Consider the following 14,827-nt stretch of genomic DNA (forward strand, 5'->3'; position numbering starts at 1 on the left):
CCGGCCGAGGCCACACTGGGTGGCGTCGCCGGCTCCGGCGGCCTCGATCAGGCCCGCGCGGCCCCGACGGCAGGAGTCCTGCATGAGCACATCGAGCACGTCCCTCTGGGCGGCGCTCACGCGGCGGAAGCCCGTGGAGGCCATCGAGGCGGAGCCCGGCGCGGCGACGGAGGAGGGCGGCCTCACCCGCTCGCTCGGCCTGTGGCAGCTCACGGCGATCGGAGTCGGCGGGATCATCGGCACCGGCATCTTCACGCTCGCGGGCACCGTCGCGAACCAGACCGCCGGGCCCGCCGTCCTCATCTCGTTCCTCATCGCGGGCATCGCGAGCGCCGCGGCCGCCCTCTCCTACGCGGAGTTCGCGGGCATGATCCCCAAGGCCGGATCCGCGTACACCTACGGCTACGCGGCGCTCGGCGAGATCGTCGGCTGGTTCATCGGCTGGGACCTGCTGCTGGAGTACACCGCCATCGTCGGCGTGGTCGCCATCGGCGTCTCCGGCTACGCGGGCTTCCTCCTCGACCAGTTCGGCGTCGACCTCCCCGCGTGGATGCTCGGCGCGGCCGGCACGGGCGACGGCCACGTGGTCGACCTCTTCGCCGTGATCCTCTGCCTCGGCACCGCCTTCGTCCTCACGCGCGGCATGAAGAGCGTCGGCCGGTTCGAGCTCTACCTCGTGGGCCTCAAGGTGACGCTCGTGCTCGTGATCGTCGTCATCGGCTTCACGCAGATCACCGGCGCCAACTACCAGCCGTACTTCCCGTTCGGCGCGGCCGGCGTCTTCACGGGCGCCGCCACCGTCTTCTTCGCGGTCTTCGGCTACGACGCCATGAGCACCGCGGCCGAGGAGTCGAAGGACGCCACCAAGCACATGCCGAAGGCGATCCTGCTGTCGCTCGGGATCGCGATGGTGCTCTACGTGCTCGCGACCATCGTGCTGACCGGCATGCAGAAGTACAGCGACATCAACCCGGAGAGCGGCTTCGCGACGGCGTTCGAGTCGGTGGGCCTGCCCGCGGTGGCCAACGTGGTGGCCGTCGGCGCGATCGTCAGCGTCGTCACCGTGATGCTCACGTTCATGCTCGGAGCCTCGCGCGTGTGGTTCTCGATGAGCCGCGACGGGCTGCTGCCGAAGTGGTTCGCCGTGACCGACCGGAAGCGCAACGTGCCGACGCGCGTGACGTGGATCATCGGCATCGGCTCGGCCCTGTTCGCGGGCTTCCTGCCCATCACCGTGGTGGCGGAGCTGACGAACATCGGGATCCTGCTGGCGTTCGTGGTGGTGTGCGCGGCCGTGATCGTGCTGCGCTACAAGCGCCCGGAGATCCCGCGGGCGTTCCGGCTGCCGGCCATGCCCGTGGTGCCGATCATCGGCATCGGCTTCTCGCTGTGGCTGGTCTCGTCGCTGCCGTGGGAGACGTGGGTGCGGTTCGCGGTGTGGCTCGTCATCGGCCTCGTGATCTACCTCACGTACTCGCGCCGCAACTCGGTGCTCAGCCCGGACAGCCCGCGCAACCGGCGCTGACGACCGCCGGGACGACGACAGGGGCGCCGCCCACCTCGCGAGGTGGGCGGCGCCCCTGCTGCGTCGTACCTGCTGGCTAGTTCGCGCCGCTGGTGTTGATGCCGCCGTTGACGCCGTTGGGGTAGAACCCGCCCTTCGTCACGGCCTTGTTGTTCAGGTACACGATGTTGAGGACCTGACCCGTGGTGCGGCTGAACGCGATGCCGTTCGCGTCGGTCGGCACGAGGTTCGCGCCGCCCGAGACCGTGATGCCCTGGTCGAGGTCCGTGGACCCGTCGAGGGAGTCGCGCGCGTTGGAGATCGCGTTGGTCGGGGCCGCGAGGCCCTTCGCGAACAGCGAGGTGCGGATGATGCCCGCGTGGTACGCCTCGACCGCGAGGATGCCGGCGGCCGCCTCGAGGTACGTCTTGTTCGTGATGAGCGGGGCCGCGCCCTTGTACGCGGTGACTCCGACGTCCTCGAACACGAACGACGCGAGCAGGAAGTTCTCGTCGCTCGCGAACGCGTCGAACTTCTCGCCCGGCTTGATGAGGCCGGCCGCCGTGGCCGCCGCGGAGAACGCGTCGTCCAGGTTGATGGCGGGACGCGCGACCTTCGCCGAGCCGAGCGCCGAGCGCAGGAACTTCACGTGCGCCTTCTCGTCCTGGGCGATCTCGCGGGCGTACTCGCGGATGGCGCGGTCCTTGAACTGCACCTGGCGACCGCCCGTGACGCCGCCGGCCGTGCCGACGCCGGAGATGTCGTTCGGGACGAGGCCGTTGCCGGTGGACGCACGGAGGTAGAACTCCGCCTCGAGGTACTCGAGGTTGAGCGCGAAGTTGAGGACGGCGAGGTCGGTCGCCTGGCCGGAGTCGGCTTCGGCCTGGGCGTCGGCCGCCTGGGCTCCGGTGGCGGGGATGAGGGCCGCGGCGCCGACGCCGAGACCCGCGATGCCCGCGGCGCTGAAGAAGCGACGACGGTCGAGCGGCGACTGCGCGCTCCGGTCGATGGCCTGGGTGATGAACTTCTTGTCGAACATGGATGAGCTCCCTTGATCGGCGCGTCCGTATCCCAGATACCGAGCGCGTGGTGGTTCGAACGCTAAACGGGTGACAGGCATCCGAGAAGAGGCGCGATGCACTGTTTCGCCGGATGTCACGAACCCTTCGGAACGCGGCCCTCCGCGGATTGCCCCGGGAGTGCGCGGATCTGGGGGACCCGGATCAGGTCGGGATGACCTTGAAGAGCACCTTGCGCGTGACCATGAACCAGATCGCCGCCAGCACGAGCGTGTGGACCACTGCTCCCTGCCAGGGATTCGCCCTGTCGAGGAACGGCAGGCTGCCGACGAGCAGCACGAAGAACACGTGGACGATGAAGACGTAGAGGCTGGCGGATCCGAGCGGCGTGTAGAACCAGCCGAACGCGCGATCCACGGGCTTCCACACCCGGGTGAGGAACGTGTACGCCACCACGAGCAGGAGCGCCAGGTCGATCAGCCGCCCCGGCTGCAGGAACGTGCGCTGGTACATCGACTCGTACAGCGACGAGTAGAGGCCGTCGGGCACGCCCGGCAGCTGCACACCGAAGGTGTGGCCGGCCCAGAGCACGGCGAGCGCCCCGACGTACGCGACCAGCAGCATCGTCACGAGCACGCGGCCCACGCGGCCGGTGAGCGCGCGCGTGATCTGCTTCCGGTAGTAGCCGATCACCATGCCGTTGAGGAACGCGACCTGCCAGGTGAGCAGCGGGAAGACGTCCTCGAACATGGACGGCAGCACGCGGATGTCGAACTGCGCGTTGAGGACGTACGCGGTCCAGCTGGCGATGAGCACGACCCACCACATCCGGCGGCGGAGCAGCCACACGATCGCGGGGACGAGCAGGGTCAGCACCACGAACAGGCCCATGATGTTGAACACCCACGGGCCCATGCGCAGCAGCAGCAGGTCGCGGATCGCGTACCAGGGCGGCGGGTAGTCGAGCAGGCGCGCGCCGTTCGGGTAGAGGTCGTAGACCTGCCCGGTCGTGACCTTGCCGTCGGCGCCCGTGCCGCGGTCGGTGAACGTGGTGATCACGTCGGTGTTCAGGAACGGCACGAACGTGAGCGCGAAGACGATGACGACCACCGCGATCGCCACGATGTACTGCTTGAACGCGCGCCGGAGGATGGAGACCAGGGCCTTCATCTCGCCGAACTTCTTCACCGCCAGCGGGTAGACCATGCCGAGCACGAGGCCGGACAGCAGCACGAACATCTCGGCGCCCGTGATGGCGCCGATGGCGTTGATGGTCACGTACGAGTACGGGCTCGCGACCTCGATGTGGGTGATGACCACGGCGACGATGGTCCAGCCGCGGAAGAGGTCGAGGCGGCGGTCGCGGGGCGAGTTCTCATCGGGGTAGCGCCAGCCGGGCTTGAGGCGGCCGATGGGGCCGGAGATCACGAACAGGAGGAGGAGCACGACCGCGCAGAGCACGATCCAGCCCATCTGCTCGTCCTCCGGGGATCCCGGATCGCGGTACTGCGCGGTCGCGACGTTGGCGCGCTCCTGGTCGAAGACCTGCGTGACGGGGCCGAGGGTCGCGGTCGCCGGATCCAGGTGCGCGCGCAGGGCGGACGCGACCGTGGTGTCGCCCGTGGCCCGCCAGTCGATGACGGCGCCCTGGGCCTCGGCCTCGGTGCGCTGGAGCTCGCGCCACACGACCATGCCGATGCCCGGGTGCGCGGAGCGGATGTCGGCGGAGAGCACCTGGTCCCACCACGCGCTCTTGATGTCGATCTCGCTCGCCCCGTCGGTGCGGGCCGGGTCGTAGAGCGCGCCCGTCTCGATGACGGCCGGCTTGCCGGTGCCCTCGATCCACTCGGCCGCGAAGTCGCGGCCCGCGCCGGCCTGGTCGGAGTAGCCGTAGGCACCGGCGAGCTCGCGGGAGAACTTGTCCTGCTCGGGCACGACGTTCTCGCCGAACTCCTGCTGCGGGATCACCTCGGTGCCGAGGTAGTCCTCCGTGGGCTCCCCGATGGTGAAGTCCTGCTCGGTGCCGAAGTGGGACGCGGAGAGGCCCACCCAGTCGACGGCGTCGTCGCCCGGGTAGTACGGCCGGTACGCGTCGTCGTCCACGTCGACGCGGCCGTTGCCGTCGGTGTCGAGCTCGGCGATGGAGCGGGCGGCGGATCCCTGCGTGAGGCCGTCGGCGGATCCGAACGGGTAGCCGGCCGCGTAGGCGGGCGACCACACGGTGACGGCGCCCGCGTCGGACGCGTGCACGGCGTCGGCGACCTGGCGGAAGGCGGCGATGTACGCGGTCGGCTGCTGGCCCCAGGGGGTCCACGAGCCGTTCATCTCGGGCGCGAACCGCACGAGCGCGCGGGAGTCGTAGCGCTCGCGGAGCGCCTCGAGCCGGCCCGTGAGCGCGGTCGCGTCCGCCGCCGTCAGCTCGGCGAGCGGCTTCGTCGGCTCGAGCGTGAGGAAGAGGAGCGATCCCTGCTGCGCGGCCTGCTGCGCGAACTGGTCGAGGTAGGTGACGTCGTCGGATCCGAGGGGGTAGCGCACCGACTGGCCGAGCACGGCGGGGGTCGCCCCGAGGCGGTCGGCGTAGCTCTGCGCGTCGTCGGCGGTCCAGTCGATGATGCCGCCGAACCAGGGCGCGGCGGGCGCCCGGGTGAGGTCGACCTCGTCCGCCGGTGCCGCGGGCGCGGCGGCCTGCGGCGCGGCCGCCTGCGGTGCGGCCGGTGCGGCGAGCGCCGCGGTCGCGGGGACGACCGCGATCGCGAGCGCCACCATGGCCGCGGCCCAGCCGCCGATCCCCCTCCGCGTGCGCCCGCCCCCGCGTGCCCGCATCCCCCCGCCGCGCATCAGCCGCGCAGCCTGACCAGCCGCCAGCGGTTGCTGCCGTCGGTGCGCTCGTAGGTGAGGTCGTCGAGGACCGCCTGCGCGAGCGCCAGCCCGCGGCCGCTCTCGCTGAGGTCGTCGGGCATGGACACGCGCGTGAGGTCGACGACGGCGGGCTGGCCGTCGTCCTCGAACAGGGCGACGATGCGGTCGTGCTGGCAGATCACGGTCATGGTGAACGTCACGGGGTAGCCCGCGCGCTCCCCCACCGCGACGCCGTGCTCGACCACGTTGCCCGCGATCTCCACCACGGCCGTCTCGAACAGCATGCGCTCGGTGTCGCTCACGTCGTACGCCTGGTCCCACACCGCGGCGATCACCGCGTGCACGGCGGCGAGGCTCTCGTCGACGGCCGGGAGCGTGACGTTGGCCCGCACCGGGGGCGCGTGGTGCGTCATGCCCTCATCGGTCACGGAACACGCCCTCGGGCGAGTCGTGCACCGTCAGCACGCGGTTGAGGTTCGTGAGCTCCAGCACGGCCTTGACCTGCGCGTTAGGGCGGGCGAGGCGGAGGTCGCCGCCGGCCTGGCGGGCGCGCTTGAGCCCCGAGACGAGGGCGCCGAGGCCGGAGGAGTCCATGAAGTCGGTGCTGCCGAGGTCCACCACGACGAAGGCCCGTCCGCCGTCGATGACCTCGGTGATGATGGCGGTGAGCTGCCGGGCGGAGACCATGTTGAGGCGGCCGGTCGGCATGACGACGCTCACGTGCGTGCCCTGCTCGTTGACTGCGATGTCGATCATGCGTCCTCCTTGGCCGGCGTGAAGCCCCGGTAGCGGGCCGCACGGATGATGATGCTGAAGATCGCCAGGTCGAAGACGACCCAGGCGAGGTTGGTGAACGTGCCGAGCGGCGTCGCCTGCCCGATCGCGAGGCGCAGCAGGCCGATCGCGGACGCGACGATGAGCGCGCCGATCACGTAGAGCTGCGGCTTCACGAGGTCCCACCGCGGCTTCCCGCTCTCGGCGCGGACCTTCGGGGTCACGGCGAAGTCGAGGGGCCGGCGGAAGAAGACGTTGCCCACCGCGGTGGTGACCGACGAGATCCACACCGGGAAGAGCGCGAGCGAGTACTGCTGGCCGCGCCAGGTGCGCTTGCCGCGGCCGACCACCGCGAACAGCAGCTGGTTGACGAGGAGGAACGGGATCAGGCGGCTGAAGAAGTCCGTCGACAGGGCCTGCACCGGGAGCACGCCGAAGACGAGGTAGATGATGGGCGCGGCCACGTACACGACCGCCGTGAACCCGGAGAAGTAGCTCCACATGGTGGCGAAGTACATGAGGCGCTGCGGGATCGAGAGCGCCTTCTGCAGCAGCGGGTTCTCGCGGAAGAACACCTGGATCGTGCCCTGCGCCCAGCGCAGCCGCTGGGTGAGCATGGTCGGCAGGTCTTCCGGGGCGAGCCCGAAGGCGAGGACCTCGTCGTGGTACGCCGACTTCCAGCCGAGCCCGTGCAGGCGCATGCAGGTGGCCATGTCCTCGGTGACCGAGATGGTGGCCAGCGGCATGATCGACTGCGCGTCGTCGTCGCGGTGCACGTCGATGTCGCGGACGATCGCGCGGACGGCGTCGAGCGCCCCGAGCGGCGACCAGTCGCGCTCCGACAGGCGGGCCATGGCGGTCTCGTCGACGAGGGACACGGCGTCGCGCGCGGCGGAGTGCCGTCCGGACAGCGCGGCGATCTCGGCGAGGTCGGCGTGGAGGGCGGCCATGTCGTCCTGCACCATGCGCGCGGCGATGGAGTCGACGCGCTTCTGGAATCGGTAGGTCACGTCCGCCAGCGCCTGGCCGCGGCGGAGCTCGGCGCGGGCGCGGCGCACGTCGTAGGCGACGTCGTCGAGCGCCTTGCGGAGCTCCAGCTGGTCGGGCTCGAGCTCCTCGCGCGCCTTGTCGATCACGTCGCCCGCGGTCCGCAGCGCGCGGAACACGGTGATCTCGATGTCCGTCACGTACCGCGAGACGCCGAGGAGCATGAGGGCCTCGCGGCGGAGGATCGCGTTGGACCCGCAGAAGAACGCCGCGTTCCAGCCGTCCTTGCCCTGCTGGATGGGGCCGTAGAACAGCGGCGCCTGGCTGCCGAGCGGATCCGAGTCCGGCACGTTCACGAACACCTGCGGCGTCTGCACGATCGCCATGCGCCGGTCGTCGAAGTAGCCGAGCGTCTTGTCGAGGATCTCGGGCACCGGCACCTGGTCGGCGTCGAGGATGAGCATGAACTCGCCCTCGGTGGTGAGCAGCGCGTTGTTGAGGTTGCCGGCCTTGGCGTGGCGGGCGCGGCCCGACCAGTCGGCCGAGCGGGTGATCCAGCCGATGCCCTCGGCCTCGGCGAGGTCGCGGAGCTCGGTGCGGTTGCCGTCGTCGAGCACCCACGTCTTGTGCGGGTACGTGATGCGCTGGGCGGCGCGCGCGGTCTCCATCACGAGGTCGAGCGGCTCGTTGTACGTGGCGATGAACACGTCGACCGTGAGGCCCGGCTGCGGCGCGGGCGGCTTCGGCCGGTCGCGGGCGCGCCACATCGTGAGCCCGAACAGCAGCGAGTCGATGAGGCTGTAGGTCTCCGCGAGCACGAGCGGGATCGCGATCCAGAGCGCCTCGGGGTTCACCGAGAACAGCAGCCGCCAGACGATGTAGTTGAGGCCGAGGATCGCCGTCACCACCGCGAGGAGGCGGATGAACGCGAAGCGCAGCGGCGACCGGCCCGTGGTCGGAGCGCGGTGCGACGAGCGGCTCACGCGCGGCTCACGGCGAGGACGCTCACGTCGTCGAGCGGCGTGCCGACGGAGGCGAGGGCGCGGACCCGCTCGACGAGCGCGTGCACGCCGCCGGCCTCGGTCACCAGGCGGCCGATGGCCGCGAACGCGGGGTCACTGCCGCCGAACATGTCGAAGAGCCCGTCGCTGAAGGTGACGAAGGTGTCGCCGTGCCCGAGCACCGCGTGGCGCTCCTCCCAACGGTGGTCGGGGTCGATGCCGACGGGCAGGTCGCTCGTGTCGAGGTGGGTGACGCGGCCGTCGCGGTGGACGAGGATGGTCAGCCCGTGCCCGGCGTCGGCGTAGCGGAGGAGGCCGGACGCCTGGTCGAGGTGCCCGTGCTGCAGCGTGACGAACGCACCCGTGCGGTCGAGGTCCGCCTCGAGCGAGCGCGCCGCGTCGGTGACCATGAGGCCCGTGTCCTCGAGGACGCCCGCTCCGTAGCGGTCGGCGGTGCTCGCGATGCCGCGCAGCACGGCGCGGACCGTGGCGGTGAGGATGGCGGCGCCGGTGCCCTTCCCCATCACGTCGGCGATGGAGAAGCGGAGGCCGGACGGGGTGCGCTCGTAGTCGTAGAAGTCGCCTCCCACGACGTGCGCGGGCACGCACACGGCGGCGATGTCGTAGCCGGGGATCTCGACCTCGGCGGCCGGCAGCAGCGCCGACTGCACCGCCTGGGCGCGGTCCATCTCCGCGCTCGCGAGGAGCTCGCGCTGCGCCCAGTCGGCGAGCTCGGCGAAGAGCGCGAGCTGGCCGGCGTCGAGGGCGCGCGGCTCGAAGTCGTACAGGCAGAACGTGCCGATGACGAGGCCCTCGGCGTCCCGCAGGGGGTGACCGGCGTAGAAGCGGATGCGCGGCTCACCCACCACGGTGGGCAGGTGCCGGAACACGGGATGCGCCTGGGCGTCCTCGACGACGAGCACGCGCTCCTCGCGCACGGTGGTGTCGCAGAAGTTGTTGACGATCGGCGTCTCGGACACGTCGGCGCCGGAGCACGACGCGAACCACATGCGGTCGTGGTCGGCGATGCCGATGGTCGAGAGCGGGACGGCGAAGGCCGTGCGGGCGATGCGCGTGACGCGGTCGAATCGCTCCTCGCGCGGGCCGTCGAGCAGCCCCAGGGCCTCGACAGCGCGCTGCGCCGCGGTCACCCGCGCGTCCTCGATCAGAGTCATCCCCGCCCCCTCGCCGACGTGGACCCCCGCCCACGGCACCCGAAACGTCGGGTGCGCTCAGCTTACGTGGCCGGATCCATAGGGGACGTACTAAGTGGCGCTACGCGGATGACGCCAGTGGTCGTCCCAGTGGTCGCGGATGGGCTGCTAGCTTCGAGAGCGGACCGGGGGCTCTCATGGCATCAGCACGGCGACCGGACCTCCCCTACCTCGACGGCATGCGCGGCGCGGCAGCCCTCGCCGTCGTCGCGTTCCACGCCTTCCTCTACACGGGCCTCAGTGGCCAGGCGTGGCGCGACCTGCCACTCCTCGGCTGGATCACCGGCTACGGCTACCTCGGTGTGCCGGTCTTCATCGTCCTGTCCGGCTACGTGCTCATGCTCCCCGTCGCCGGCCGCCCTGGCCTCGACCTCCGGCACGGCACGGCGACCTTCCTCCGGCGCCGGGCCCGCCGGATCCTCCCGCCCTACTTCGCCGCCCTGGCGCTCAGCCTGCTGATGCCGCTCGTGATCCCCGTGATGCGCGACGGCGGCGGCACCGCGTGGGAGAGCGCGGCGCCCGCAACCCCCGCCGGCATCGTCTCCCATGTGCTCCTGCTCCAGGACCTCTCCCCCGCGTGGGTCAGCCAGGTGAACGCGCCGCTGTGGAGCGTCGCCGTCGAGTGGCAGATCTACTTCCTCATGCCGCTGGTGCTGCTGCCGCTCTGGCGGCGCTGGGGCGGGCTGCCCGTCGTCGCCGTCGCCACGATCGTCATGACCGGCGCGTCCCTCGCCGGCTTCGCCCCCTGGGCCTGCCCGTGGCTGCTGGGCCTCTTCGCCGCCGGGATGCTCGCCGCCGAGCTCACCGTCGGAGCGCGCCCACGCTGGGCGTCCGACCGGCTGCTGCTCGCGGTGGCCGTGGGCGCCGCGGCCGTGCTGCTCCTCGGGATCACCGTTCTGCAGGGCAGCGTGTGGGCCGCGGAGCTCGTCGCCGGCGCGGGCTTCGCGTCCCTCCTCGCGTGGGCCGGCGGGCGCACCATGGCCGGATCCCGTCCCCGTGCGCTCGGCGCCTTCGTCACCCGTCCGGCGCAGCGGCTCGGACTCGTCTCCTACAGCGTCTACCTCGTGCACAGCCCGTTCCTCGCGCTCGGGAACCTCCTGCTGCTGCCCCTCGGGCTGCCGACGGGCGCGCACGCCGCGCTGATGCTGCTGCTCGTCGCGCCGCTCGCGGTGGCCGCCGGCTTCGGCTTCTTCCACCTCGTGGAGCGGCACTTCCTCAACACGCGCCAGGTGCACGTGACGGAGGCGGCGGATCCGGACGCGGCGCCCGTCGTGCCCCGGCCCGCGGCTTGACCCGGCCGATCCGCCCGCCGAAACGGTGCCCCCGCAGGGACTCGAACCCTGACCTGTAGCGATTTTAAGTCGCCCGTCTCTGCCAATTGGACTACGGGGGCATGGCGCCGGAGCGCTCCCGACAGCCTACGGTCGCCGCGCGGATCCGCGGTGCCCGGGCATGACGACGGCCCGCACGCTGCTGCGTGCGGGCCGTCATCGGTGGTGCGGGTGGATCAGGCCGAGGGCTTCTCGTCCGTCGTCTCCGCGCTGGGCGCGGAGCTGTAGCTGCCCGCGAGCGCCGGGGACTTCTCGCCCTCGGCGGGCGCGTCGGCCTTGTCCTCGGCGGCCTTCTTGGCGGGCGCCGCCTCCTTCTTCGCGGGAGCGGCCGGCGCGGCGTCCGCGGCGGGACGCGGGCGCGACGCGAACGTCTCGAACGCGGTGCGCGGGGTCTCGCGCGCCTCGAGCGACACGATGTCGCGGCCCCAGACCAGGTTGTTCACCCAGCCGGTGACGACGCGCGCCTTGCGCTCGAAGGACGGGATCGCGAGGCCGTGGTAGCCGCGGTGCATGACCCATGCGGGGAAGCCGGTGATGCCGAGCTTCCCGGACTGGAACGCGCCCTGGTACAGGCCCAGGCCTGCGACGGCGCCGAGGTTCTTGTGGAAGTAGTCGGTGATGCCCTCGCCGCGGAGGCTCGCAGTGAGGTTCTTCGCCATGAGCTTGCCCTGGCGGACGGCGTGCTGCGCGTTGGGCACGCAGAAGCCTCCGACGCCGCCGCCCGTGAGGTCGGGGGTGGCCGCCACGTCGCCGGCGCCCCAGGCGTCCTGGACGATGCCGTCGTCGCCCTCGACGCGACCGTCGGCGCGCACGCGCAGGCGCCCGCGCTCCTCGATCGGGAGGTCGGTGTTCTTGAGCATGGGGCTGGCCATGACGCCCGCGGTCCAGACGATGACGTCGGACTCGAACGACTCGCCGGTCGACAGCTCGACGACGCCGCCGACGGCGGACTTGAGCTGCGTGTCGAGGTGCACGTTCGCGCCGCGCTCGGCGAGGTTCTTCAGCACCCAGTGGCTGGTCTCGAGCGAGACCTCGGGCATGATCCGGCCCATCGCCTCGATGAGGTGGAAGTGCGTGTCCTCGAAGTCGATCTCGGGGTACTTCTTCACGAGGTCCGTCGCGATGCTGCGCATCTCGGCGAAGACCTCGATGCCGGCGAAGCCGCCGCCGACCACCACGAAGGTGAGGAGGCGGTCGCGCTCGGGGCCGGCGGGCAGCGTGGCCGCGCGGTCGAAGTTGGCGAAGATGCGGTCGCGGATGGCGACGGCCTCCTCGATCGTCTTCAGGCCGATGGCCTCGTCCGCGACGCCCGGGATCGGGAACGTGCGCGAGACGCTGCCCGCGGTGACGACGATGATGTCGTACTGGAACTCGTACGGCTCGCCCACGGGCGGCGTGATGGTCGCGGTCTTCGACGCGTGGTCGATGCCGGTGACCTTCGCCGTGACGACGTTGGTGGTGCGGAGGTGGCGCCGCTGCGAGACGACCGCGTGGCGGGGCTCGATGGATCCGGAGACCACCTCGGGCAGGAACGGCTGGTACGTCATGTACGGCAGCGGGTCGACCATGGTGACCTCGGCCTCGCCGGATCGGAGGTGCGACTCGAGCTTCCATGCCGTGTAGAAACCGGCGTAGCCGCCGCCGACGATCAGGATTTTGGGCACGATGGATGACTCCCTGCAGGTTGTGGTCGAAATCAGGCTACCCCTTCCGGAGCAGCCGCCTGAAATGCCGCCACGCCACGACCCCCATGGCCGCCGCGAGCGCCGCGAAGACGGAGAGGACGAGGGCGGGGATCCCGACCTGGCGGAGCTCGCCGGCGGTGGGCAGCGCGTCGGCCGCGGGGTCGGCGGCGGGGGCGTCGGCGGGCACCGCGGGCGCGGGGTCCGGGGTGGCGGAGGCGGCCGGATCCGGCGTCGCGGCGGGAGCGCGGCGGTACAGGCGCACCCACTCCTCGAGGTCGCCGAGCGGCTTGCCGCTCGCGGGCGCGACGTCGGCCGTCACGGCGGCGGCCGCGTCGACGAGCCCGCGGCCGTAGATCTCGGGCTGGCCCTTCTGCTTGGCCGTGGCGAGCACGCGCTCCACGACATCGTCGGCCTTCAGCTCCGGGTGCGCGGCCCGCACGAGCGCGACCACGCCGGAGACGAGGGGCGCCGCGCCGCTCGTGCCGCTCCACTGCACGTACCGGCCGCCGGGCTCGACGCCCACGAGCTGCTCGCTGGGCGCGGCCACCGCGATGGTGATGCCCTGCGAGGACGCGTCAAAGCTCGCGGCTCCCGCGCGGTCGACGCCCGCGACCGCGAGCACGCCGGGGATCGTCGCGGGCGCGCCCACCTCGGTGGTGCCGCTCCCCCGGTTGCCCGCCGCCGCGACGACCACGACGTCGTGCTGGTAGGCGTAGAGGAAGGCGCGGTCCCAGCTCTCGGGCCAGTCGAGCGAGTTGCGGGTGAGGGACATGTTGATGACGCTCGCGCCGTTGTCGACGGCCCAGCGCACGGCGTCGGCGATCTGCGCGTCCTCGTCGCGCGCACCCGGCGTCGGTCCGCCGAGCGCGACCGAGACGCTGAGGACGCTCGCGGCCGGGGCGACGCCGATCACGCCGGATCCGGTGCCCGTGCCGCGACCCGCCAGGAGCGACGCGACCATGGTGCCGTGCTCGCTCGAGGCGCCGACGGGCTTCGAGCCGTCGGCGGATCCGACGCCCGAGACGTCGGTGCCGCCCACGACGGCGCCGCGCAGGTCGGCGACGGACGAGTCGACGCCCGTGTCGATGACGGCGACCTTCACGCCCTCGCCGCGCGTGGTCTGCCACGCCTGCTCGATGCCGTAGTCGGCGAGCCAGTACTCGCGCTCGCGGACGGGATCCGCCTGGGCGGGCGTCGCCGCGGTCAGCACGGCGGCGAGCGCGAGGATCCCGACGGCGGCTGCCCGCGCGACGCGGCGCGCGAGCCGGGTCGACGCGCGCGGGCCGGGCGCGGGGATGCCCGACACGGGGACGCCCGACACGGGGACGCCCGACGCGGGGATGCCCGACGAGGGGATCACGGCGCGTCGTGGTCGGCGCACTCGCAGACGTCCGGCGACCAGGAGGCCCGGGCCAGCGCGATGTCGCCGATGGGGTTCACGCCCGGACCGGCGGCGAGCGCGTGGCCCGCGAGGGCGTGCAGGCACTTCACGCGCACGGGCATTCCGCCCGCGGACACTCCCGCGAGCTCGGGCACGACGAGGATCGACTCGCGGTCGGCGAGGTACGACGCGTGGGCGGCGGCGTACGCATCGCGCATCGCCTCGTCCTCCGCGAGGTCGTCCTGCAGCTCGGCCATGACGTGCTCGGCCTCGAGGTGCGAGATGGCGGCGGTGGCCGCGGGGTGGCACAGGTAGTACAGCGTGGGGAACGGCGTGCCGTCGGTGAGTCGCGGTGCCGTGCTCACGACGGTGGGGTTGCCGCAGACGCAGCGGGCGGCGATGCCGACCACGTCGCGCGCGGGGCGGCCGAGCTGGGCGGTGACGACGCGCACGTCGCGCTCGGAGGGCGGGTCGAAGGGGGGTCGGGTCACTGGTCGCCTCCCTGGACGGATCCCTGGAGCTGGTCGGGCGGGGTGTCGCTGAGGGCGCTGGTGAGCGCGGATCCGAGCAGCGCCTGCACCCAGTCCTGCTTCGTCTCCTGCAGGTCGGCGCTGATGGGCGCGCCGTCGGGCGTGGTCGTGGCGGCGGCGTCGCCGGTCGCGGCGGGCAGCCCGCGGACGAGGTAGCTCGTCTCGCCGGGCATCACGTAGAAGAGGCGGTCGCGCACCTGGGCCTTGAGGAAGGCGGGGTCGTCGTAGCGGGCGCGCTGGTCCTGGAGCTGGGCGATGGTGCCCTTCTGGGCGTCCACCGCGCTCTGCAGGCTGCTGAGCTGCTGCCGCTGCTCGAGGTAGATGCGCAGGCCCGGGGCGAGCACCACGACCGTGAGGACGAGGAGCACGAGCACCATCACCGAGAAGCCGGAGAAGCGCATGCTGCGGAGCCAGTTGCCCGCGGGGGCGTCGCCGTCGGGCAGCGCCACGGGGACGCGCTCGGCGCGCGGGCGCGTCGTGCGGCGGGCGCGGAGGGTGTCGAGGCCGGGGAAGCGGGCCATCGGTCCTCCTTCGTGTGCGGA

12 protein-coding genes and 1 tRNA gene are annotated in these 14,827 nt (G+C 72.1%); 2 read left to right on the top strand and 11 right to left on the bottom strand.

What is annotated here, in order from left to right; genetic code table 11:
* Positions 1-82 precede the first annotated feature (82 nt).
* Positions 83-1,525 (top strand): amino acid permease, encoded by a 1,443-nt coding sequence (locus JOE38_RS06465; RefSeq protein WP_204575394.1) that lies wholly within the window; start codon positions 83-85, stop codon positions 1,523-1,525.
* A gap of 76 nt (positions 1,526-1,601) precedes the next feature.
* On the opposite strand, the gene JOE38_RS06470 is transcribed toward JOE38_RS06465, so the two are convergent.
* From JOE38_RS06470 to JOE38_RS06495, 6 genes are all read right to left on the bottom strand, one after another.
* Complete coding sequence (locus JOE38_RS06470) at positions 1,602-2,543, bottom strand: ferritin-like domain-containing protein (RefSeq protein WP_204575395.1); 942 nt, start codon at positions 2,541-2,543, stop codon at positions 1,602-1,604.
* A 184-nt stretch (positions 2,544-2,727) separates the two neighbouring features.
* Positions 2,728-5,346 carry an OpgC domain-containing protein gene (gene opgC / locus JOE38_RS06475; RefSeq protein WP_239544759.1) on the bottom strand — a complete coding sequence of 873 codons (2,619 nt, stop codon included), beginning with the start codon at positions 5,344-5,346 and terminating at the stop codon, positions 2,728-2,730.
* Positions 5,347-5,360: 14 nt separating this feature from the next.
* Positions 5,361-5,810, bottom strand: coding sequence for an ATP-binding protein (locus JOE38_RS06480; RefSeq protein ID WP_307838841.1), 450 nt, complete (start codon positions 5,808-5,810; stop codon positions 5,361-5,363).
* A complete protein-coding gene (locus tag JOE38_RS06485) occupies positions 5,800-6,138 on the bottom strand; it encodes an STAS domain-containing protein (RefSeq protein WP_204575396.1) in 339 nt (112 codons plus the stop codon). The genes JOE38_RS06480 and JOE38_RS06485 overlap by 11 nt, the downstream gene beginning before the upstream one ends.
* Positions 6,135-8,126, bottom strand: a complete 1,992-nt coding sequence (locus JOE38_RS06490; protein WP_204575397.1) for a glycosyltransferase family 2 protein — start codon at positions 8,124-8,126, stop codon at positions 6,135-6,137. The genes JOE38_RS06485 and JOE38_RS06490 overlap by 4 nt, the downstream gene beginning before the upstream one ends.
* A complete protein-coding gene (locus tag JOE38_RS06495; RefSeq protein WP_204575398.1) occupies positions 8,123-9,319 on the bottom strand; it encodes a PP2C family protein-serine/threonine phosphatase in 1,197 nt (398 codons plus the stop codon). Before JOE38_RS06495 ends, JOE38_RS06490 begins: the two co-directional genes overlap by 4 nt.
* Positions 9,320-9,495: 176 nt before the next feature.
* Here JOE38_RS06495 and JOE38_RS06500 point away from each other — a divergent pair, with 176 nt between their 5' ends.
* Complete coding sequence (locus JOE38_RS06500; protein ID WP_204575399.1) at positions 9,496-10,650, top strand: acyltransferase family protein; 1,155 nt, start codon at positions 9,496-9,498, stop codon at positions 10,648-10,650.
* Positions 10,651-10,676: 26 nt separating this feature from the next.
* Here the strand turns inward: JOE38_RS06500 and JOE38_RS06505 are convergent.
* The 5 genes from JOE38_RS06505 to JOE38_RS06525 form a co-directional block, all read right to left on the bottom strand.
* A tRNA-Leu gene (locus JOE38_RS06505) sits at positions 10,677-10,751 on the bottom strand.
* Positions 10,752-10,865: 114 nt separating this feature from the next.
* On the bottom strand, positions 10,866-12,353 hold the full coding sequence (locus JOE38_RS06510; protein ID WP_204575400.1) for an NAD(P)/FAD-dependent oxidoreductase: 1,488 nt from the start codon (positions 12,351-12,353) through the stop codon (positions 10,866-10,868).
* 37 nt (positions 12,354-12,390) lie between these two features.
* Positions 12,391-13,731: a S8 family peptidase gene (locus tag JOE38_RS06515; RefSeq protein WP_374191168.1), complete on the bottom strand. Its 1,341-nt coding sequence runs from the start codon at positions 13,729-13,731 to the stop codon at positions 12,391-12,393.
* Positions 13,731-14,246, bottom strand: a complete 516-nt coding sequence (locus tag JOE38_RS06520) for a DUF501 domain-containing protein (protein ID WP_204575401.1) — start codon at positions 14,244-14,246, stop codon at positions 13,731-13,733. The genes JOE38_RS06515 and JOE38_RS06520 overlap by 1 nt, the downstream gene beginning before the upstream one ends.
* Entirely contained in the window at positions 14,243-14,806 is a 564-nt protein-coding gene (locus tag JOE38_RS06525) for an FtsB family cell division protein (protein WP_204575402.1), read from the bottom strand. The genes JOE38_RS06520 and JOE38_RS06525 overlap by 4 nt, the downstream gene beginning before the upstream one ends.
* Positions 14,807-14,827: the final 21 nt, after the last annotated feature.

It is taken from the genome of Clavibacter michiganensis (assembly GCF_016907085.1).
In the GTDB taxonomy this organism is placed as follows: Bacteria; Actinomycetota; Actinomycetes; order Actinomycetales; family Microbacteriaceae; genus Clavibacter; species Clavibacter michiganensis_O.

Coding starts and splice junctions, on each gene's coding strand:
- JOE38_RS06525 (WP_204575402.1), bottom strand. CDS start 14,806: ATGGCCCGCTTCCCCGGCCTCGACACCCTCCGCGCCCGCCGCACGACG.
- JOE38_RS06500 (WP_204575399.1), top strand. CDS start 9,496: ATGGCATCAGCACGGCGACCGGACCTCCCCTACCTCGACGGCATGCGC.
- opgC (WP_239544759.1), bottom strand. CDS start 5,346: ATGCGGGCACGCGGGGGCGGGCGCACGCGGAGGGGGATCGGCGGCTGG.
- JOE38_RS06495 (WP_204575398.1), bottom strand. CDS start 9,319: ATGACTCTGATCGAGGACGCGCGGGTGACCGCGGCGCAGCGCGCTGTC.
- JOE38_RS06485 (WP_204575396.1), bottom strand. CDS start 6,138: ATGATCGACATCGCAGTCAACGAGCAGGGCACGCACGTGAGCGTCGTC.
- JOE38_RS06470 (WP_204575395.1), bottom strand. CDS start 2,543: ATGTTCGACAAGAAGTTCATCACCCAGGCCATCGACCGGAGCGCGCAG.
- JOE38_RS06465 (WP_204575394.1), top strand. CDS start 83: ATGAGCACATCGAGCACGTCCCTCTGGGCGGCGCTCACGCGGCGGAAG.